A 19204-nucleotide genomic window follows, 5' to 3' on the forward strand; every position below is an offset into this window, starting at 1 on the left:
GAGTGGGATTACCTCGATGCGAGGAGCCCCATGAACGTCAACCATACCAGCGGCAGAGTCGCCAGCGATTTCCATCATCGCTCTGCCGAAGACATTGAGCTGCTGTTCGTAGTCGAGGTACCGCTCGACTGCCGCCACGCATCCATACCCGGTCGTCATTCAGACTCCCCTCATCCTCAGCTGGGGGAGCGCACCTGGAGTTTGGGTGTGCAGAAGTGCGGCGGCAGGGCTACTATCATGAGCAGATGCTTCGTGGCATCCGTTGTGACAAGCCTGGGCTGACTACTCGGGGAGATGACGTGCCGTGCGGAAAGACCGTAAGAACGCAATCCTAGACTCCTGGATCATGGTCGAGCGGCTCTCCGAGGGTGATATCAAGCGGCGCTCCAGTGCCATTCTCACGCTGCAGGATCTGCGAGATGGAGACTTTTACTCGTGCTTCAAGTCCCTGATGCAAAAGAGGCATGCAGCTACAGCGCGGCATGGCGGCATAGTCGCCTATGTTGGCGTCTTCGCATTCAAGGAAATGACTTCCCTGCTCCGGACGGCATACGGCCTCAAAGAGACCAATGAGGACGTATGCTCGGGAGACAAATTTCACCTCGCTCTCTACTTTGACAAGAACCTGAACCTCGATGGGGACAAGACCTTCCTTACCGAGAGTGGCTATATCCTGCGAAACAGGGGAAAGGTTCCGGACATAGGCCAGTTTGACGCATATGAGGCTGAACGCAAGACGGAGTTAAAGCAAAAGTTTGATGGCACTGCCGATGATCAATCGGCGTTCAATGCGGCAATCCTCAGCGTGATGGACGACCTTGGAGTCTCCCTTGAGGAATGCTGCCTGCAAGTCGTACACAACCTCGAGTCAGATGCGACGAACCTCCATTCCTTCTTTCTCGATGACCTCCAGAAGGCAAAGGGCCTCAGCACGAACAATCTTGACCTCTATCTGAGCGCAGGCAATGCAGCCGGAAGGGTCAACTTGGACAGCAAATCGGACTCTGTGCACTTCAACCCACATGTCTTCGAAGACATTCTCCAACCGAAGAACTATCCGCTCGGAAGGTTTCCCAGCACTACCGAGCACGTCCTCTCGCTCATGCAGCAAGTCGCAGTGAACCTAGCGACGGGATATGACGACCGCCAGATGAGAAGCGTCAACGGCCCACCGGGCACAGGCAAGACGACACTACTCAAGGACATCTTTGCCGAACTCATCGTACAGCAGGCCCATGACATCGCCGAACTGCCCAGACATCAAATCAAGGGCACCGAAAGCACGCGCTACTACAACGACGCGTCCATTGGCGTCATCCCGAGGCATGTCGTCGAGAGCGGGATAGTGGTTGCGAGCTCGAACAACGGAGCCGTCCAGAACATCGTGAATGAGCTGCCACTGGTGAAGGAGATTGACGACCGTCTGCTCGAAGAGCTGAGAGAGGCGGATTACTTTCGTGAAATCTCCAACTCGAAGTCCTTCCGCGACTGGGAGGGCGGCACAGAGGAAGGGCATCGGGAGAAGCCGGTGCACCAGACCAACGAGGGGGAGAGTTGCTGGGGCCTGTTTTCGCTTGAGGGCGGAAGAGCGACAAACATGACGAACATCGTCACCAACGTGAAGCATGTGCTGGAATACCTGCAGAATGACTATATGCCTGATGAGGATGTCTACGAGGCCTTCCTCGAACAGTACGGTCAGGTCGAGTCCATGCGCAGTGATGTGCAGGCCCTCGCAGACAAGGCGACTGCCTATGAGCATGATCTTAGAAGTCTTGACCAGCTTTCGGAAGAGCGTATCGCCACCCTGGCACAGCAGGATGACGAGCGCAGGAGGCTGGGCGAAGCACGACGAAGGGGGCTGGACGACTGGGAAGCCCGCAGAGACGGCCTGCAAAGGGAACTCGAGGGGACGCGCGTCCAGGAGCAGGCGCTATCGCAGAAGCTCAGCGAGGCAAGACGAGAGCGTGATGCCTTCACTACCCAAAGGCCTGGCCTATTTGCAGGTCGTGCCATCAGAGGGGACTATCGGAGAGGATTGGCCGACAGGAACGACCAGGTTGCTGCAATCAATGTCGAATGGCAGGCATGTATCGACCGTGAGGCTGCGGAGAAGATAGCCCTCGACAGGCTGAACGCCGAACCTGCGAGCTTCGATGCGAGGCAGGCACAACAAGAGCGACACTTCTCTGCCAAGATGGACGAGCTCGAGAGGCAGATTGCTGCAGTGAGGCGACGCATTGGTACGTACGAAGGCGCTGTCAGGCGCCAGGGCATTGTGCCGCTCGACATGAGCCGTCCCTATGATGACCTACAGATGTCCAACCCATGGTTTGGGAGGGATTACCGCATTTCCCAGTCAAGACTGTTCATCATGGCGCTGCGCGTCCGCAAGCAGTTCCTCTATGACAACAGGAGGAACGTGAGGGCGGCCGTAAATATCTGGGAGCATCAGTCACAGTGCGCAAGGAAGAACAAGCAGCTCATAGGTGTGGCATTCAACTGGATACATATGGTGATCCCTGTTATTAGCTCAACGTTCGCCAGCTTCTCGCGCATGTGTGCGAACCTCGGGGCAAACTCGCTTGGGCACCTCTTCGTGGACGAGGCCGGCCAGGCGCTCCCGCAGGCCTGCGTGGGCGCGATACTCAGGAGCAGGCATGTGATGGCTGTGGGCGATCCCCTGCAGATAAAGCCCGTGCTCACCCTTGACTCCAATGTGCTTGGGTTGCTCGGAGAGCACTTTGACGTCACTGAGAGATATCTTTCGGACTCCGCCTCTACCCAGACGTTGGTTGATTCGGCAAGCAGATATGGCTTCTATCGCGAGAAGGACGAGTCGGATGACTCTTGGATCGGCATTCCCCTGTGGGTGCACAGGCGCTGCCACTATCCCATGTTCACCATCTCAAATCGTATCTCGTATGGCGGACTCATGGTTCAGGCCAACAGGGATGGGTTCGGTAAGACGGGGTGGTATGACGTCTCCGGCAAGGCCGATGACAAATACGTTAGAGAACAGGGAGAGTTCCTCTCGAGAAGGATCAAGGAGCTGATGGAGAAGGATCCAAGGGTCGGGGACGAGGACGAGAAGGACATCGTATACGTCATCACTCCGTTTGCCAATGTGGCACGGCACCTGTCCCAGAAGTTATGGAAGATTGGGTTTACTCGCTATGACGATAGTGACAGGCCCACAAATGTGGGAACGATTCACACGTTCCAAGGCAAGGAGGCGCCTGTGGTGTTCATGGTGCTTGGCGCGGACCAGTCGAGCAAGGGCGCTGCTGGGTGGGCTGTGAGAGAACCAAATATGATGAACGTTGCCGCGACTCGCGCCAAGGAAGAGTTCTATGTCATTGGTGACAAGGAGTTGTATTTGAGCATTGGCAGTGACGTTGCGACAGAGACGTACAGAGTGATGCGAGAGTACAAGGCGGAGCATCCCGAAAAGGTGGACGAGGACGTCTCGATTGGGGAGGGCACTACTGGACGAGGAACCCAAGGTGGGCCTTTAGATGACGGTGACGCCAGTGCCGAGCATGTCCGTGCCGGACAGGCAGCCAAGAAGCCAACGGAGAGCCATTCCACGATGACAGCTGCTGGGGGCGTGGTCGCGGATGCCGTTCTCCAAGCTTCAGCCCAAGAGACCTATTCTTGGGGGAGGGCTTGCTCACTATTTGGACGCGATAAGCTCGGCCCACAGATAAGGAACTCTACGAGCGCGAACAGATTATTGGAGAGCGCTGGCTGGATTGAGAGGGTCGATGATGGATGGCGTCCGACGGATCGGGGTCGTGCACTCGGCATCAGCTGTGGAAGCTATGATGGCAAACCACGCTGCAAGTACACGATGAGGGTCTTTGGGGAGTTGGTCACCTTGCTCCAAGATGCCAACCCTGGTGGCTGATGTGGCAGGGCCCCGAGGAGAGATCTGTCTGACTTAGAATGGTATGCTCATGCTCATGCACATCGGCCGTTTGCCAATATGGCCATTCGGTGTCTCGCATGCAAGTGAGACAATCAATCGGCAGCTCGCTTTCGTACCAGACGTGCAATAGCGGCGGAGGTGTGGAATGAGCATGACAGACACCCAATTCACAGGGACGGGCTTCTACGCGGAGTTCGCGGACAAGTCGCTCTTGCGTTCAGGAATGACTGGCAGGCACTCATCGCCGAGCTGCAAGCGGTCTATGGGACCGTTGGCATGAAGCTGCCGGAGCTCGATTCCGATGACGCCCCGGGGGACATCGACCCGTTCACGGTCTTTGGCCTCTTCAACAAGGGCATCACCGATGCCAATCGCAAAAGGATCGCCGTGGGGGTGGCATCAGAGTTTGGCGCGATCGCCACTGCCGTATGACTTCGCGGACATCCCGGTGTTCAACGACCTCAACGCGACGTTCTACGCTTTCTGTGACAATGCCCGTTGCGACGAGGGAGACATCGACAGGCTGTGGGAGGCCTTCGAAACCCGCTTGCCTTTGCGGGCGATCCGAGCGAGGCGGTGTCCTTGTCGGCCTACGGCGTCGTCCTGCACCAGTCTGGCATCAGCTGGAAGATCACCATGGGACCACGGACACGTCCTCATCATCGACGCAAAGTAGGAGGTGGTTGCCGTATGAGCATGCGATGCGGAGGCAGATGTACCGAGATGGCAGAGCAGTTGCGCACCGGCGGCTGCGACAGGCGTACGGTGGAGAAGCTCGTGGGTAAGGACGTGTGACGTCATGGGATTCTGCGGATGGGCGTCTGCCGACGAGCTGGATAGGGCGTACCACGACGCTGAGTGGGGTGTGCCCGTACATAACGACCGACACATGTTCGAGCACCTGACGATGGAGAGCCTGCAATGCGGCCTGTCATGGGTGCTCATGCTGAAGAAGCGAGAAGTCTTCCGGGAATGCTTCGATGCCTTCGACTACGGCAAGGTCGCTGCCTATAGCGAGGAGGACGTCGAACGCATCCTGGCCACCGAAGGCATGATTCGCTCCCGCCGCAAGGTAGAGGCCGTCATCAACAACGCAAGGTGCTACCAGAAGGTGCGCGAGGAGTTCGGTACCTTCTGCGAATACCTGTGGGGTTACACGGGCGGAAAGACCATCCTCTACGACAGGCACGGCGAGGAGGACGCGAGGATACCCGTGAGTAATGGCCTTTCCGCCCGCATCAGCCACGACCTGAGGAAGCGCGGCTTCAAGTACGTTGGCCCCATCACCATCTACTCGCATCTGCAGGCATGTGGCATCGTGAACGACCACGACGAGGCCTGTCCGCGTCGCGCCTTCGTCATAGAGAACTACCCGTGCGTGGCAAAGCGCCGGGACAAGGAGGTGTACTGAGCCATGAAGCACAAGTGCAAGGTGACGGTCATCAATAAGAGGGTCTACCCGGAGCTCCAGGAGAGGTACCTTGCAGACCCCGAGAGCGGTACATGTCCCTGCTTCGAGGTGGGCGATGAGTTCCTGTTCGAGCGCGCGGACGGACATGACGACTTCTGGCATTTTGGGCGCGACCGCGACCCAAAGTTCCCCTGCGCCGAGGCATGGGACTGCATCAGCCGCTATAGTCAGTTGAGCCCCAAGGGCAAGTCCCGCAGTGCAGACAAAACGAGTCGAGTCGGGCGGACAGGGAGAGTCCAGCGCCCTCATGTTGGCCACAGGCGATGTGCGCGTCGCACATGATGCCTGAAGGCAGATGCCAGGCGAGGCTCTACAGTTCGATTAATATCGAACTGTATGACATCCATCGAACGAACCGGAGTATACTCGGTTTCAGGGAAGATGGCGGAGAACGAGGGGGGCGGCATGGTCGGCGATGGCTTCAAGGCGCTCTCGGATCCCACGCGCCGCCGCATCCTTGAGCTCCTCGGCGAGCATGACATGACGGCCAGCGAGATTGGGGTGCACTTTCCCCAGAGCAAGGCAACGCTCTCCCACCATCTCGAGGCCCTGCGCGAGGCGGGTCTCGTGAAGGCGGAACGCCAAGGGCGCCGCGTCCTCTATCAGCTGGACACTACCGTGCTGCAGAGTCTCATCGCCTGGTTCTATAGCTTGGCCGAGTCGGAGGGTAATGATGAGCTCAAAACCTAAGCGTCTCGAGCGTGTCTTCTGGGTTGTGCTTCTGGTGGCGATCCTTGTCCACCTCGCTGTCTACCTGCTGGTAGCCTATCCTGCCATGCCGGAGATGGTTCCCATCCACTGGAGCGTGGGGGATGCGGCCGGTGAATGGAGCCCCAAGTGGGTGACGATCATCACTGCGGCACTGCCCCTGCCCATCCTGCTTCTCGTGTTCCTCGTGCCCCGGATAGACCCCAAGGGGCGCAACTTCGATCACTTCCGTAGCGTCTATCTGGGTGTTTCTGCTGCCATTCCGCTTGTCATGGCCGCCATATCGTGAACGATGCCATTCATTGCCCTTGGTGTCATGCCCGCGGACAGGACGTTTGTCACCACGCTCATTCTCCTCTGTGCTGCCATGCTCATGATTGCGTTCGGCAACTACCTGCCACGTGTCAGGCCCAACTATATGTTGGGCGTCCAGACGCCCTGGACACTCGCGAGTGAAGCCACCTGGCGCCGTACGCATCGCTTTGCCGGTCCTGTCTTCATGACTGCAGGCGTGGCAATGCTCGTTGTGATACCGTTCTCGACCATTGCCCCCACGGTGTCATTCTGGATCGCAATGAGCGCGTTGTTCGCCGCGATTGTCATCGTGTGCGCCTACAGCTACGTGGCCTGGCGACGTGAGGGACGCTAGGCGCACCCGGTGCGGCCCGCCGCCTTGGACATGCCGCTCCTCGATGAGTTGGCGATCGATGCCGACATCATACCGAGCATGGGGATGCGTGGGCCTTTGTCTCCCGCCGATGAGAGGGACCGCGTCACGGTGACACGCCATGCACGGGTCGAGAGACGCCGTCTCCTCGTCCGTGTGGAGCTGGTGCCCGCCATCCTTCATGAGTGACCGTGAGCCTTGCACCGTCCGACCTGCGGAGGCCAGCAGGGCGTCACGGGATGTCATGTCGTCCCTCTCACCCAACAGCGCCTTGGTCGGAACGCTCCACTCCAGCGGGTGCGACCTCACGTGGCACAGGTAGGTCAGGACGGCGCCTCACCGAATGCCGTGGGGAATCTCACGCCTGTCCCGCAGATCATCCCCCTATGGCTGGTGAATACCATCGAGGAAGCAGCCGCCTGCTCACTCATCTCGCGTCCCTCCTCGCGCCGAGGCCTTCAGGGTCTTGGTGATGTCGTGTTTCAATGAGCTGCTTGGATAGAATGAGAGGAGGTCACCTTGGCTAACTATATGGCCGGCATGGCAGGAGGCCGCGTGTGGCACAGCCAAGACGGTGGGAGGCGTCATGCTCGCGTACAGATCGAGGTACTTCAACCTGATCGCACCGTTCCTGTGGCATTACATCGCCAAACGCAATGGTCACAAGCTTGCGGCACGGTGCTATCACGACGCGCGTCCCATCTATCGGGACATGCTTGCGAAGGCGCCGAACGTTGGTGCCAAGAATCCCATGGCGCATAACATCTACATGGCGCTCGTGTTCTTTGCCATGTACCGCGCGTCCGGAGGAGAGCTTACCAAGGAGGACCTGCGAGCTGCGGTGGGTGACTTCATGGACATGCCCCTCATGCATCTCATAGGCAGGATGGATGACCTCAACACGCCACAAACCCGCGCCAGGTTCGAGAGGAACTCCCGCCAAAACGAGCAATGGCGCCTCGATCATCTGGATCAGATCGACGCCAGCTGGGACTTCAACTTTGACGGCGGACCTCAAGGTGATGGCGTCTGGTACTACTTCACCTACTGTCCCATCAATCAGTTCTGCCGGGAGAACGGCCTTCTGGACGTGCTACCCATCATGTGCGACATAGATTACAAGAGCTGTGCGCTCGCCCATGGTGTGCTGCGTCGCGAGCACACGCTTGCCTTGGACGGGAAGGTCTGTGACTACTGGATGGTGGGGGATGGGGGGAAGGGCCCGCGATAGGCGGCCATATGCAACATCTCGCGGTGAATTGAATTTCGAAAAGCAATCCTGTTGCATCAAGTCGTGCAGGGACGGCAGACGAGATTGGGGGCAGGACGGGCTCCGCATCCATCCTGCCCCCGCCTTCCCCTAGCATCCCTTTTGCTGCTGCTGGCTCCCGCCGGAAGGGAGACAGCGATGAGAGACGGCAGGAGGAAGCACATGGACAAGGATAGCAGGGTGATCATAGAGGAAGGCATGGGGAGAGGCGATTCCGCACGGAAGATAGCCAGGGGGGCCGGCACGAGCCCCTCTACCGTGACGAGGGAGGTGAAGGCGAACAGGACCCTCAAGGAGAAGAGGCGCACGCCGGGCGCGAACCTGTCGGTGCGCTGCGCGCGGGGGAAGGAATGCACGAGGGTGGGCTCCGCATGCGATGGATGCAGCAGCCGGGCCGTACGCTGCAGGGACTGCAGGACGAGGAGCTGCATAGAGCACTGCCCGGACTTCGAGCCGCCGATGTGCCCCGTGACGGAGAGATGGCCCTATGTCCGCCCCGAAGGATGCAGGAAGCGGCAGACGTGCAGCTATCCCAAGAGCAGGTACCGCGCAGAGGAGGCGCAGGCCGCCCACGAGGAGAGGCCCGTCTCGAGCCGGAGGGGCATAGGCCTCACCGCAGACGGGCTCGAGCGGCTGAACTCCAGGATTGCGCCGCTGGTGAGGCAGGGATGGAGCTTCGAGGCGATCTGCACCGAGCTGGGCGACGGGCCCGGCGTCTGCCTGCGCTCGCTCTGCAACTGCCAGGCGGACGGCATCCTGGAAATCTCCAACGTCGAGCTGCCCAGGAAGGCGAGGCTCAGGCCCAGGAGGAGGAGGAGGGATCAGGGGAAGCCGCGCATCGACAGGTCCGGCCACGAGTACTCCGACTTCATGGCGCTGCCCCTGGAGGAGAGGGCGAGGGTCGTGCAGGGAGACTCCGTCTGCGGCAGGCAGCGGGCCGCCCGCGACATCCTCACCCCGCATATCGTGGCGAGGCACTTCCAGCTCTACCTGAGGAGGAGGCATGCGGACCCTGCAGCCACCGTCGCGGCATTCGACCGCATCGAGCGCGCCCTGGGGTCCCGCGCGGCCTTCGGGGCCGCGTTCGGCATCATGCTCCTCGACAGGGGCACGGAGTTCGACGACCTGGAGGGCATGGAGCGCAGCTGCCTCGAGCCCGGGGAGAGGAGATGCCGCATCTTCTGGTGCGACCCGCAGGAGTCCAACCAGAAGTCCGAGGCGGAGCGCAACCACGAGCAGCTGAGGCGGATATTCCCCAAGGGGCATGTGGACATGGACGCGCTCACCGACAGGGACGTGGCGCTCGCCTGCAGCCATGTCAACTCGTACCCACTCGCATCGATAGGCGGCTGCCCGTTCGGCGAGCTGGGATCGCTCCTGCCGGAAGGAGCGCTCGCGAGGCTCGGGATCGTGCGCATCCCTGCGGAGGGCGTGGTGCTCAGGCCCTCGCTCGTCCCGCATGCATATCTGAGGTAGCATGGCCGCATGGGCTGCCTGCGGCATGGAGCCGCCGGCAGCGGGCAATATGAATACGTCGGCCGGAGCCGGCAGCAGCATGTACGTCCGGCCCCCTCCGTTGCACGCAGTCATGCAATCGTGGAGAGGGGGCCGATTCTTCCATGGCCGGAGTGCGTGCAATCCGGCGGCCAGGATGCTCCGGAAGGACGAATCGCACGCCTTGCTGCAACGCTTCCGGCACGTTTTGCAGGACTTGCTGCAACCGTTGCGCTTCGGCTTGCAGTGTTGCGCTTACAAATTCAATCCACCTTCATTCATTGGCAGGGGAGATGAGAAGTCGTTCTCGAAGAACAGCTCCCCGAAGGCCATCCTGCCATCCGACCGCAGTGCCCTTCTCATGGCCGACTCGCGCACGGAGCGTTTGGGGGCGGCGTGGCCTATCGGGCTGACGGCTGGCATGACCTCGTCTTCTCCAACCTCCATCGCCCGCTCGAAGGCAGGCCGGTCGATGGTGCCCGCAAGCCATACCGTGCCCAGCCCCAGCGAGGTGGCGTGCAGGATGAGGCGCTCGAAGGCGTAGCCAAACGCCTCCTCCGCATGTGGCTGCCTGACGACCTTTGCGGCGACGTAGGTGCGTGCGCCAAGGATGACGGGGCTGGACAGCCCGTGCTCGTCAGCGTCCAGCACGCGGAACTCGATGGGAATGTGGAAGGGGTTCTCGAGGGAGCCAGCGTAGTCGCTGAGCTCCCCGAGTAGCGCGGGGCCCAGTGACGTGCCGTCAAAGGTTCTCACGCTCCTTCTGGCACGGATGGCGTCAATGAGATCCATTCGGTCTCCTACCGATCGATCAGTAGTAGTATCCCGACTTTAGCAGTAACGAGAGGCCGTTTGACCAACCCCACCTGGTCAAACGGCCTCATTTGCATTGAATGTTTTCCGGCGGCACACCGTCCGTCCCGCTAGCCCCAGCCGATTGTCTTCCCCTTGGCGAAGAGGGCCTTGATGTCGCGCGTCCTCATCCACCTCCTGGGGGCCTCCTCGCCGACGAGCGCGAAGATCTCGTCCGTGAGGTCGGTCCTGTGGTCGAAGAGCCACCAGCCGTCGTCGGCGTAGGAGCAGTCGAGGGCGCGCATGTCGTCGAGGAGCGCCTGCGCCGAGGGGTGCGAGGGAAGCGCCCTCTGGGAGAGTCTCACGATCAGGAGCGCCAGGTAGCAGGTCAGGAAGTGCGCCCTGATGTGCTCCCTGGTCCAGACGTAGACGGGGCGCGACGAGAGGCCGCCGGTCTTGGTGACGCGGAAGGACTCCTCGATCCTCCAGAGCTCGCGGTAGGCGTCGAGTATGCGGGAGTCCTCCCAGTCCGTCTCGCTCGTGACGACGAGGCAGTGGCCGTCGAGGGCGGCGGCGCGGTCGACCGCCTCCCGGTCGATCTCCGGCCTGACCCCGGGGACCTCGACGACCTCCCCGGTCCTCGCGTCGAAGGAGACGCCGCGCACGTACTGGGCGGCGCCGTGGTGGGTGGCCCTGGTGTAGGCGCCCGGCCTCCCCACGAGCTGCCTCGACCTCTCGAGCACGGCCTCCCTCTCGTGCCTCGCGCGCTCTGCGTACTTGCGGCTCCACATGGCCACGACCTTGACCTCGACGTCCACGTCCCTGGCCTCGCCGTCCAGCGTGTCGACGTCCCCGAGGTGCACGCGCCTGTGCCTCTGGGAGCCCTTGGTCCTGAACTCGCCGTCCGGGGAGGAGATGTAGCCCCTCCCCGAGAGCGCCCAGTCGCGCAGCCTCGCGTCGCTCCTGGTGCCGCACATGGACTGGGAGAAGACGAAGCCGTCGCCCTGGGCGACGACGCCCGCCATGTTGGCGGAGCTGTTCATGCCCCTGTCGGCCACGACCACGACGCGGCCCATGCCCCTCTCCCTGCGCCCCTCGAGCACCGGCAGCATCGTCTGGCAGTCGTTGGTGTTGCCGGGGAAGAGGTCGAAGGATATCGGCACGCCGTCCGCGTCCTGGAGGAGCCCCATCTGCACGATCGGGTTGGGGCGGTGCTCCTTCGACACGCCCTTCCTCCTCAGCCCCTCCTCCCCGTCGTCGGGGTCGCACTCGAAGAAGTAGTTGGTGACGTCGTAGTAGACGAGCGACTCGTCCCTCCCCGTGTTCCTCGCGATGGCCCTGTTGCAGGCGCCCACCACCCTGTCCGAGACCCTCTCCAGCTCCGTGAGCGCGCGGTAGGCGTCGGCCTCGGAGAGCTCGGAGCGGAAGAAGTGCCTGTCGGCGTTGGAGACGGCCGCGAGCTTGGAGCCCGGGTCCAGGAGCCTCTCGCAGACGAGGAGGCGGAGCGCGGCGTTCAGGTCGAAGCCCACCTTGCGCCCCCTCATGGAGTTGCGTATCGCCGTCTCCACCCCGAGGGCGTCCAGCCACCAGCAGGCGAGCGCGTCGCCGGCGTGCCTGCGGAGCGCGCGCGACTTCCTCTTGTCGACCCTCTCCCTCGGATGGACCGTGATGGTCGCGGGCGCCTCCTCGCGGAGCCTCTCGGCGTCCATCTCGGCCACGACCCCCCTGAAGTGGGCGACGGGGTCGTCGAACTCCCTTGCGAACTCGTCGACGTAACCGAACGTCCTTATGGTCCTCTGCCTGTTCCTGCCGCTCTCGTCGCGGTAGCCCTGCACGGCCGAGAGGCTGACCCTCCCGCCCTTCGTCGGCGTCCTCTTCAGGTACATCGAAACCCCATCCCGCCTGCGGTTATACACCCCGACAGCATACCACACGTAGCAATACGTAGCAGAAAACAATTGTGCAAAATCGCATTGAAAATGCCCCGAGGGGCCAGCTAGGTCGCTATGTCCGAGTCTCAGGGGGTGGGGTCAAACTGCAAAACCGTGGTGGGAGGTCGGCCAGAGCATGCCCGACGTCGCGCTCCTACCCCGCATAGCGGCCCGGCCTACTTCTCGCTCACGCTCGACGAGCTGTTCGATTACCGCTCCGTGCTCTCCGAGGAGGAGCTGGCGACCCTCTATGCCGAGCTGCGCGCCGAGGCGATGCGCGACCAGCCCGCCGCGCTCGGCTGCCTGCGCGCGACCGTCCGTGATCACTATGCGGACGGTCGGCTCCTGGTCATGATGGCGTCGCTGCTCTTTGAGTGGGCGACCGTGGGGCTGGATCCCCTCGGGCAGGCGGGAAGCGAGACCTCCCGCGTGGCCGCCGAAGATGGTTCCGGCGCGTTGATGGCCGAGGCGGCCGACCTTCTCGACCACGTGATCGACGAGGGTTCCGATTCCGTGGCAGCACGGCAGGCAGTCCAGATGAGGGCTGCGGTACTCGTCCAGTCGGGGTCATATACGGAGGCGGTGGCGCTCTTGGAGCCTGTGGTCTCCCGGCAGGAGATACCGCAGGCGATGCTCCTGGTCACGGCCTATAAGGGGCTGGGACGCAAGGATGACGCCTGGAAGCTCATGCAGGCGGAATGCCTGCGCTCGACCTCGCTCGTCGAGGCGCTCCTGCTGCAGGAGGTCGGCATGGCGGAGGACGCCGAGCACGCCAGGCGTGCCGCCCGGGCGGCGAGCGCGCTTCACGGGACGCTCGACCTGGATGGGATTAACCCGAGCTACCGCGCGACGGTCGCCCTCGAGCTCGCAGGCACGCTCTGGCGGGCGGGCGATACGGACGGCGCCCTCGAGGCGCTTGCGGATGCGGCCGACCTCGCGCGGGAACTCGCGCCCGCCGTGCCCTTCTCGTCCCAGAGCTCGCCGCTCTATGACCGCATCGCCCCCGACGCCAACCCCGGGCGGTTTGGGGAGGCGTGGGCCGGGCACAAGGAGGGCCAGGCGTCCGACCTCGTCCGCGCCGTGAGGGAAGCCGTCGTCGCCGCGGTGGCCGACCCCGCGTGGGGCAGCCTTGCGGACGACGAGCGCTTTCGGGAGCTTGCCACCTCTACCGCCACGCTCGTGGACGGCGGGCAAGGCGCGAGGTGAGGGACCCGCTCTCGGTGGCGCTGCGCCTCATGGCCCCGTTCGTCCGTGCCCGCGCGGGCGCGCTCGTGGGAGCCGCCGCCCTGCTCGTCGCATACTCGGCCGTCGCCGTCTCGCCTGCGCTCATAACCCAGCGGCTTATCGACCGGGACCTCGCCGCAGGCGACGTGTCCCTCGTCGTCGCCCTCGCCCTCCTGCTCGTGCTCGCGAGCGGCGCGCAGTCGGCGCTCTCCGTTCTCTTGGTGCGTCTCCTCTCCGCGATGGGCGAGGGCGTGGCCGCAGACGTATCTATTTTGCTCATTGTACTGAGCAAAATTACTCAGTACAATGAGCAAAATTACTCAGTACCATGCGGAGGAGCAGTATGTACGAGCGCGCTCAGGTAGACACGATGGCTACGAGGATGCATGAGCGAGAGAATCCACTGATGCAGGTTGTGGTTGGCTCACGACAGACGGGCAAAAGCACCATGATCGCCCAGGCATTGCGAAAGGCGGACGTCCGCAATCACTTTGTGTCGGCCGATGACGCCATCATTCCCTCTGAGCAGTGGCTGCGGACGGAATGGCAACAGGCGCGCAACGAGGCCATGCGTGACTCCAGCTCCATGGTGCTGATCGTGGATGAGGTGCAGAAGATCCCCTCTTGGCCGCGGGTTGTCAAGTCGCTCTATGACGCCGACCAGCGGACGATGAGTCCCCTTAAGGTGATTCTAAGCGGATCCTCATCGCTCCTGCTCCATAAGGGGCTTGAGGACTCGCTCATGGGAAGGTACGAGCTTATCCGTTCGCCACACTGGAGCCTTGCGGAGTGCACCGAGGCATTCGGGTTTACGCTTGACGATTACCTCTATTACGGCGGATATCCAGGGGCGGCACGGTTCGCGGGCGATGACCTTCGATGGGGCTCCTATATGCGCGACGCCATCATCGAGCCAACCATCTCCCAAGACGTGCTCGCGCTCGAGGATGTGCGCAAGCCCGCGCTCATGCGTGCGCTGTTCAGGCTGGGCGCGACGTATTCGGCGCAGGAGCTCTCGTACACCAAGATGCTCGGCCAGCTGCAGGATGCGGGAAACACCGTCACGCTTGCCCATTATCTCGACCTTCTCTCAAAGGCTGGAATGATTTGTGGGCTGGACAAGTATTCCGACAAGGAGCTGGCTCGCCGCAAGAGCTCGCCCAGACTCATGGTCTATGACACCTCCCTCATCTCTGCCGTCTCTCCCAAGGGGAGGGACAGGCTGCTGGGAGAGCCTGACATACGTGGGCGAATCGTCGAGTCCTCGGTGGGTGCGCGCCTGCTCGCGCGCTCTGCGGACGAGGGCTTCGAGGTCATGTGGTGGCGTGAGGGTGTTCAGGAGGTTGACTTCGTCCTGCGAAAGGGTTCGGCACTCACGGCCGTGGAGGTGAAGTCTGGTGCGGAATCCGGGCAAAGCGGCATGGGGACCTTCCTCGCCAGGCATCCGGACGCACGACGTATCGTCGTTGGTGGCTCGGCGTCAGGAGCCTGCACCGTGAAGGACTTCCTCCTCGATGGCGTGCCGCTCTTCTAGACCGGGGTGAAAGCGATAACGATACTGCGCTGGGGACCCCGGGGCATGCCGCGGGGTCCCCAGCGCACGTGGTTATGCCAGCTCGCGCGCGGCAGCGAGGGCCCGGTCGTAGTCGGGGTGGTTGCCGTTGTCGGTCACGTACTCCACATAGCGCACCACGTCATCCCTGTCGATGACCACGATGCCGCGGTTCTCGAGCATGAACTCCTTCATGAGGAAGCCGTAGCCCTCGCCAAAGGAGTGGCCGTTGTAGTCGGACACGACGATGGCGCTGTCGATGCCCTTCGCGGCACAGAAGCGATCCAGGGCAAACGGCAGGTCGCAGCTGATGGTGATGACGACGGTGTCGTTGAGCGTGGAGGCCTCCTTGTTGAAGCGGACGGTCTGCAGCTCGCAGACGCCCGTATCGATGGACGGCACGACGCTGATGAGCTTGACCTTGCCCTCGACCTCCTTGAGGGAGAAGGACGAGAGGTCGGGCTTGACGCAGGTGAAGTCGGGGGCCTTGTCTCCCACCTTGACCTCGGGTCCGAGAAGGGTGACGGCCTGTCCGGCAAACGTGGTGCCCGTGCGTTCTTCCATGAGAGCCCCTTTCTGTGGTCATAAATACGATACTTGTGTTGTAGCACTTTTAGGGGGTGGACACGCCCACAAATGACGGAACGCAGACGATGCGCACTCCCCATCCCCAATCGTGCGCGGTCTCCAGACGATTCCTGTCCCGCATGCCGACTTGAGTCCGCATGCGGGGCGGAGTCCGCGTGCGGGGTGGAATGAAGCAGCACCCGTGCACGATCGAGGGGAGCAGCAGGGCCGGCGAGGGGGTGGCGCCAACGACCCAGCCCTATCCCAGCCCCAGTGCCATGCCAACCAGGCGTACCAGCCAGGCCACGAGCCACGCCACCGCGCACTGGAAGGCGACGATGCCTGCCGCCCATCTGCCCCCCAACTCGCGTCGGATGGCGGCGATGGCCGCCACGCACGGCGTGTAGAGCAGGCAGAAGACCAAAAGGGCAAAGGCGGTGAGGGGCGTCAGCACGGCGAGCAGCTCGGTGACGGACCCAAACAGCACGGAGAGCGAGGAGACCACGACCTCCTTGGCCATAAAGCCTGCGACCAGCGCCGTGACGATGCGCCAGTCGCCAAAGCCGAGCGGCGAGAAGGCCGGGGCCATCCACCGGGAGAGATGCGCGAGGATCGATTGGCTGGGGTCGCTGACCATCTGCAGGGAGGGGTCGAAGGTCTGCAGGGCCCAGATGACCACGGCCGCCACGAGGACCACCGAGAACGCGCGCGAGAGGAAGTCCTTCGACCTCATCCACAGCAGCCTCACCACGCTCTTGGGGCTGGGCAGCCGGTAGTTGGGCAGTTCCATCACGAAGGGGACCGCCTCGCCGCGGGCCACCGTCTTGTGCGTGACGAGGCCCGTCAGCACGCCCAGCGCAATGCCCAGGAGGTACAGGCCGCACATCACGAGCCAGCCGTTCTGGGGGAAGAATGCCGCCGTGAAGTAGCTATAGATGGTGAGCTTGGTGGAGCAGCTCATGAACGGCGTGAGGAAGATGGTGAGCTTGCGGTCGCGCTCCGAAGGCAGGGTGCGCGCCGCCATGACGGCCGGCACGGTGCAGCCGAAGCCCACGAGCATGGGTACGATGGAGCGGCCCGAGAGGCCGATCCTGCGGAGCAGCTTGTCCATCACAAAGGCCACGCGCGCCATGTAGCCCGTGTCCTCCAGGAGTGACAGGAAGAGGAACATCGTCACGACGATGGGCAGGATGGGCAGCACCGTGCCGATGGCGTTGAAGATGCCGTCCACCACGAGCGAGCGCACGACGTCGCTGGCCCCCGCCGCCACAAGTCCTGCGGCCACGATGCCCGTGAGCCACGTGACCCCCGCGTCGACGAGGTCACCCAGGAACCTCCCCACCACGGCGAAGGTGAGCCAGAAGACGAGCGCCATGATGCCCGCGAAGGCGGGGAGGGCCGTCCACCTGCCCGTGAGGAAGCGGTCCGCCCGGCGGCTCCGCTCCCGCTCGCGGCTCTCCCGGGGCTTGACGACGCAGGAGTCCACGATGCGCTGTATGAACGAGAAGCGCATGTCGGCGATGGCAGCGGCACGGTCGAGCCCACGCTCGGCCTCCATCTGCGCGACGATGCGCTCCATGGCCTCGCGCTCGTTCGTGTCGAGCCCGAGCGCATCGATGACGCGCCGGTCGCCCTCCACGAGCTTGGAGGCGGCAAAGCGCATGGGGATGTGTGCCCGGGCGGCATGGTCCTCGATGAGGTGCATGATGGCGTGCAGGCAGCGGTGCACGGACCCACCGTGGTCCTCGGGGCTGCAGAAGTCCTGCCGCTCAGGGAGCTCCTGGTAGCGCGCCACGTGGATGGCATGGCTCACGAGCTCGTCCACGCCCTCGCCCCGGATGGCCGAGATGGGCACCACGGGGATGCCCAGGAGGTCCTCCATCTCGTTGACGTGCACGGAGCCACCGTTCTTTTGCACCTCGTCCATCATGTTGAGGGCAAGGACCATCGGCAGCCCCAGCTCCATGAGCTGCATGGTGAGGTAGAGGTTACGCTCGATGTTGGTGGCGTCCACGATGTCGATGATGCCCGTGGGTCGCTCGTCGAGGATGAAGCGTCGGCTGACGAGCTCCTCGGGGCTGTAGGGCGAGAGGGAGTAGATGCCCGGCAGGTCGACGACGTTGGTGTCGGGGTGCCCCCTGATGGCCCCCTCCTTGCGGTCCACCGTCACGCCGGGGAAGTTGCCCACATGTTGGTTGGCGCCCGTCAGCTGGTTGAACAGGGTGGTCTTGCCGCTGTTCTGGTTGCCGGCGAGGGCAAAGGTGAGCGTGGCTCCCTCCGGCAGGGCGTGGCTGTGGTCGGCCGTGCGGGGGTCGGTGTGGGAGGGCGTGGTCCTCTCGCCAAGGCCTGGATGCGCGACGCCTGTGGGGAAGATGGGCTGGGAGGCGCGTCCCTCACCTGGGCGCACGGGCTCCACGTCGATCCGTGCCGCATCGTCCACGCGCAGGGTGAGCTGGTAGTCGTGGATGCGCAGCTCCATGGGGTCACCCATGGGCGCATACTTCTCCAGGGTGACGGTGGCGCCGGGTATGAGGCCCATGTCGAGGAAGTGCTGGCGCAGGGCACCTGTGCCGCCCACCCTCGTGATGCGAGCCGTGTCGCCTATCTCAAGCTGCCTGAGCGTCATGCCGTGCGCCATGTGTGATCCTCCCTGACAAGAGTTCATGATAGAGGATGCGACGTACCGCTGACGAAGACGGATCCCACGGCGCATTGCCCCGTGTGCTGCGGTCATTCGCCCGTTACCGTCTCGCGCGTCGAGAACGGGAGGCAGATGCCCACGAAGCCCGTGCTCGATGGCATGCTCTCTCGTCTGGGAACCAACACCTATCAGCTCTGTGACGTCTACTACACGACCGAGCGCGACAACGAGTTTGCAGAGGTCATCGAATGCGCCGGCGCAGCGTTGCGTCGGGGCGATCTGGGCGAGGCGCACAGACTGCTGGACACCGTGGACGAATCGTCCCGTGAGAGACCAACGTATCGACAGCCCTACCTCATGACGAGTGCCCGTGCGCTCGTTACTCCGCGCGGCGAGCGTTTGGACGAGGCGCTACGCCTGCTTGAACAGTCCGTCAGCCTGACGAGGCCGTCTCTCCGTCTGAACGACTTCAGACATACGCTCTTGTCGCTGACCGAGGCCGCGTGCATCGGTCTCATGACCCCGACGCTGTGCTACCTGGGGCGTTACCCAGATGCGTCACGCTTGGGTGAGGAGCTCGTCAGGTCGATGGACAACCAGAGCAACAAGACGCAGGAGTGGGTCGACGAGAGGATAGGCTGTGAGCTCAATCTTGCGTTGAGCCTTGAGTTCGAGGGACGCTATGAGGATTCGCTCCGCTACCTCGACCGCGCCAACGATGAGGCCATCGATAGTGGCATCCTGACATACATGCCAAACATCCTCCATGCGAGGGCACGTGTCGCATATCGGAGAGGACAGATGGACGAACCCCATGTCCTCAGGGTTGTTGCTCCCTCTATGGATCTGACGGGACAGTGTGACCATGCCGAGGCGGTGCGGCAGTGGGTCCGGGAGAACATGGGCGTAGAACTTTGATGCTGGCACGTGCGTTGATGCCGACACGTGCGAGCCAT

Annotated in this window: 17 protein-coding genes; 13 read left to right on the forward strand and 4 right to left on the reverse strand. The window is 62.8% G+C overall.

The genetic code is table 11. The features are described 5' to 3' along the window. Window positions 1-346: 346 nt before the first annotated feature. The 9 genes from J2S71_RS06645 to J2S71_RS06685 all read left to right on the forward strand — a co-directional run bounded on the left by J2S71_RS06645 (window position 347) and on the right by J2S71_RS06685 (window position 9523). The gene (locus tag J2S71_RS06645) at window positions 347-3910 is read left to right on the forward strand and encodes a DEAD/DEAH box helicase (protein ID WP_307389978.1); all 3564 of its coding nucleotides are present in this window, start codon (window positions 347-349) and stop codon (window positions 3908-3910) included. Between the two features lie 159 nt (window positions 3911-4069). After that, window positions 4070-4363, forward strand: a complete 294-nt coding sequence (locus J2S71_RS12420; RefSeq protein ID WP_503122923.1) for a hypothetical protein — start codon at window positions 4070-4072, stop codon at window positions 4361-4363. 367 nt (window positions 4364-4730) lie between these two features. Continuing rightward, window positions 4731-5342: a DNA-3-methyladenine glycosylase I gene (locus J2S71_RS06655; protein ID WP_307389986.1), complete on the forward strand. Its 612-nt coding sequence runs from the start codon at window positions 4731-4733 to the stop codon at window positions 5340-5342. Window positions 5343-5345: 3 nt separating this feature from the next. Beyond that, on the forward strand, window positions 5346-5684 hold the full coding sequence (locus J2S71_RS06660) for a TIGR04076 family protein (RefSeq protein WP_307389989.1): 339 nt from the start codon (window positions 5346-5348) through the stop codon (window positions 5682-5684). 99 nt (window positions 5685-5783) lie between these two features. After that, complete coding sequence (locus tag J2S71_RS06665) at window positions 5784-6092, forward strand: autorepressor SdpR family transcription factor (protein ID WP_307389991.1); 309 nt, start codon at window positions 5784-5786, stop codon at window positions 6090-6092. A 34-nt stretch (window positions 6093-6126) separates the two neighbouring features. Further along, window positions 6127-6399 carry a DUF1648 domain-containing protein gene (locus J2S71_RS06670; RefSeq protein ID WP_307389993.1) on the forward strand — a complete coding sequence of 91 codons (273 nt, stop codon included), beginning with the start codon at window positions 6127-6129 and terminating at the stop codon, window positions 6397-6399. Window positions 6400-6402: 3 nt separating this feature from the next. Next, window positions 6403-6759 carry an SdpI family protein gene (locus J2S71_RS06675; RefSeq protein ID WP_307389995.1) on the forward strand — a complete coding sequence of 119 codons (357 nt, stop codon included), beginning with the start codon at window positions 6403-6405 and terminating at the stop codon, window positions 6757-6759. Window positions 6760-7363: 604 nt separating this feature from the next. Further along, entirely contained in the window at window positions 7364-8008 is a 645-nt protein-coding gene (locus J2S71_RS06680) for an L-2-amino-thiazoline-4-carboxylic acid hydrolase (protein WP_021725570.1), read from the forward strand. 201 nt (window positions 8009-8209) lie between these two features. After that, a complete protein-coding gene (locus J2S71_RS06685) occupies window positions 8210-9523 on the forward strand; it encodes a helix-turn-helix domain-containing protein (protein WP_307389999.1) in 1314 nt (437 codons plus the stop codon). 273 nt (window positions 9524-9796) lie between these two features. Here the strand turns inward: J2S71_RS06685 and J2S71_RS06690 are convergent, their stop codons facing one another. Beyond that, the gene (locus tag J2S71_RS06690) at window positions 9797-10333 is read right to left on the reverse strand and encodes a nitroreductase family protein (protein WP_021725623.1); all 537 of its coding nucleotides are present in this window, start codon (window positions 10331-10333) and stop codon (window positions 9797-9799) included. Between the two features lie 131 nt (window positions 10334-10464). After that, window positions 10465-12219: an IS1634 family transposase gene (locus tag J2S71_RS06695; protein WP_307390003.1), complete on the reverse strand. Its 1755-nt coding sequence runs from the start codon at window positions 12217-12219 to the stop codon at window positions 10465-10467. 120 nt (window positions 12220-12339) lie between these two features. Between J2S71_RS06695 and J2S71_RS06700 the strand changes: the two genes are divergently transcribed. The 3 genes from J2S71_RS06700 to J2S71_RS06710 are packed head-to-tail and all read left to right on the forward strand — an operon-like array spanning window position 12340 to window position 15022. Continuing rightward, the gene (locus J2S71_RS06700) at window positions 12340-13470 is read left to right on the forward strand and encodes an XRE family transcriptional regulator (RefSeq protein ID WP_307390005.1); all 1131 of its coding nucleotides are present in this window, start codon (window positions 12340-12342) and stop codon (window positions 13468-13470) included. Continuing rightward, window positions 13467-13853, forward strand: coding sequence for a hypothetical protein (locus J2S71_RS06705; RefSeq protein WP_307390007.1), 387 nt, complete (start codon window positions 13467-13469; stop codon window positions 13851-13853). The genes J2S71_RS06700 and J2S71_RS06705 overlap by 4 nt, the downstream gene beginning before the upstream one ends. A 41-nt stretch (window positions 13854-13894) precedes the next feature. Further along, complete coding sequence (locus J2S71_RS06710) at window positions 13895-15022, forward strand: ATP-binding protein (RefSeq protein ID WP_307390009.1); 1128 nt, start codon at window positions 13895-13897, stop codon at window positions 15020-15022. Between the two features lie 72 nt (window positions 15023-15094). Here J2S71_RS06710 and tpx read toward each other — a convergent pair whose 3' ends face one another. After that, a complete protein-coding gene (tpx, locus tag J2S71_RS06715; RefSeq protein ID WP_307390011.1) occupies window positions 15095-15604 on the reverse strand; it encodes a thiol peroxidase in 510 nt (169 codons plus the stop codon). 262 nt (window positions 15605-15866) lie between these two features. Then, on the reverse strand, window positions 15867-18245 hold the full coding sequence (gene feoB / locus J2S71_RS06720; protein ID WP_307390013.1) for a ferrous iron transport protein B: 2379 nt from the start codon (window positions 18243-18245) through the stop codon (window positions 15867-15869). A 135-nt stretch (window positions 18246-18380) separates the two neighbouring features. Between feoB and J2S71_RS06725 the strand changes: the two genes are divergently transcribed. Then, window positions 18381-19166 (forward strand): hypothetical protein, encoded by a 786-nt coding sequence (locus tag J2S71_RS06725; protein ID WP_307390015.1) that lies wholly within the window; start codon window positions 18381-18383, stop codon window positions 19164-19166. Window positions 19167-19204: the final 38 nt, after the last annotated feature.

This window comes from Olsenella profusa DSM 13989, assembly GCF_030811115.1.
Lineage (GTDB): Bacteria > Actinomycetota > Coriobacteriia > Coriobacteriales > Atopobiaceae > Olsenella_F > Olsenella_F profusa.

What these genes read in the sequence shown, in the direction of transcription:
- tpx (WP_307390011.1), bottom strand. Translation starts at nt 15,604, where the DNA reads ATGGAAGAACGCACGGGCACCACGTTTGCCGGACAGGCCGTCACCCTT.
- feoB (WP_307390013.1), bottom strand. Translation starts at nt 18,245, where the DNA reads ATGGCGCACGGCATGACGCTCAGGCAGCTTGAGATAGGCGACACGGCT.
- J2S71_RS06655 (WP_307389986.1), top strand. Translation starts at nt 4,731, where the DNA reads ATGGGATTCTGCGGATGGGCGTCTGCCGACGAGCTGGATAGGGCGTAC.
- J2S71_RS06700 (WP_307390005.1), top strand. Translation starts at nt 12,340, where the DNA reads ATGTCCGAGTCTCAGGGGGTGGGGTCAAACTGCAAAACCGTGGTGGGA.
- J2S71_RS06685 (WP_307389999.1), top strand. Translation starts at nt 8,210, where the DNA reads ATGGACAAGGATAGCAGGGTGATCATAGAGGAAGGCATGGGGAGAGGC.
- J2S71_RS06665 (WP_307389991.1), top strand. Translation starts at nt 5,784, where the DNA reads ATGGCGGAGAACGAGGGGGGCGGCATGGTCGGCGATGGCTTCAAGGCG.
- J2S71_RS06675 (WP_307389995.1), top strand. Translation starts at nt 6,403, where the DNA reads ATGCCATTCATTGCCCTTGGTGTCATGCCCGCGGACAGGACGTTTGTC.
- J2S71_RS06725 (WP_307390015.1), top strand. Translation starts at nt 18,381, where the DNA reads ATGCCCACGAAGCCCGTGCTCGATGGCATGCTCTCTCGTCTGGGAACC.
- J2S71_RS06680 (WP_021725570.1), top strand. Translation starts at nt 7,364, where the DNA reads ATGCTCGCGTACAGATCGAGGTACTTCAACCTGATCGCACCGTTCCTG.
- J2S71_RS06695 (WP_307390003.1), bottom strand. Translation starts at nt 12,219, where the DNA reads ATGTACCTGAAGAGGACGCCGACGAAGGGCGGGAGGGTCAGCCTCTCG.
- J2S71_RS06645 (WP_307389978.1), top strand. Translation starts at nt 347, where the DNA reads ATGGTCGAGCGGCTCTCCGAGGGTGATATCAAGCGGCGCTCCAGTGCC.
- J2S71_RS06660 (WP_307389989.1), top strand. Translation starts at nt 5,346, where the DNA reads ATGAAGCACAAGTGCAAGGTGACGGTCATCAATAAGAGGGTCTACCCG.
- J2S71_RS06690 (WP_021725623.1), bottom strand. Translation starts at nt 10,333, where the DNA reads ATGGATCTCATTGACGCCATCCGTGCCAGAAGGAGCGTGAGAACCTTT.
- J2S71_RS06710 (WP_307390009.1), top strand. Translation starts at nt 13,895, where the DNA reads ATGCAGGTTGTGGTTGGCTCACGACAGACGGGCAAAAGCACCATGATC.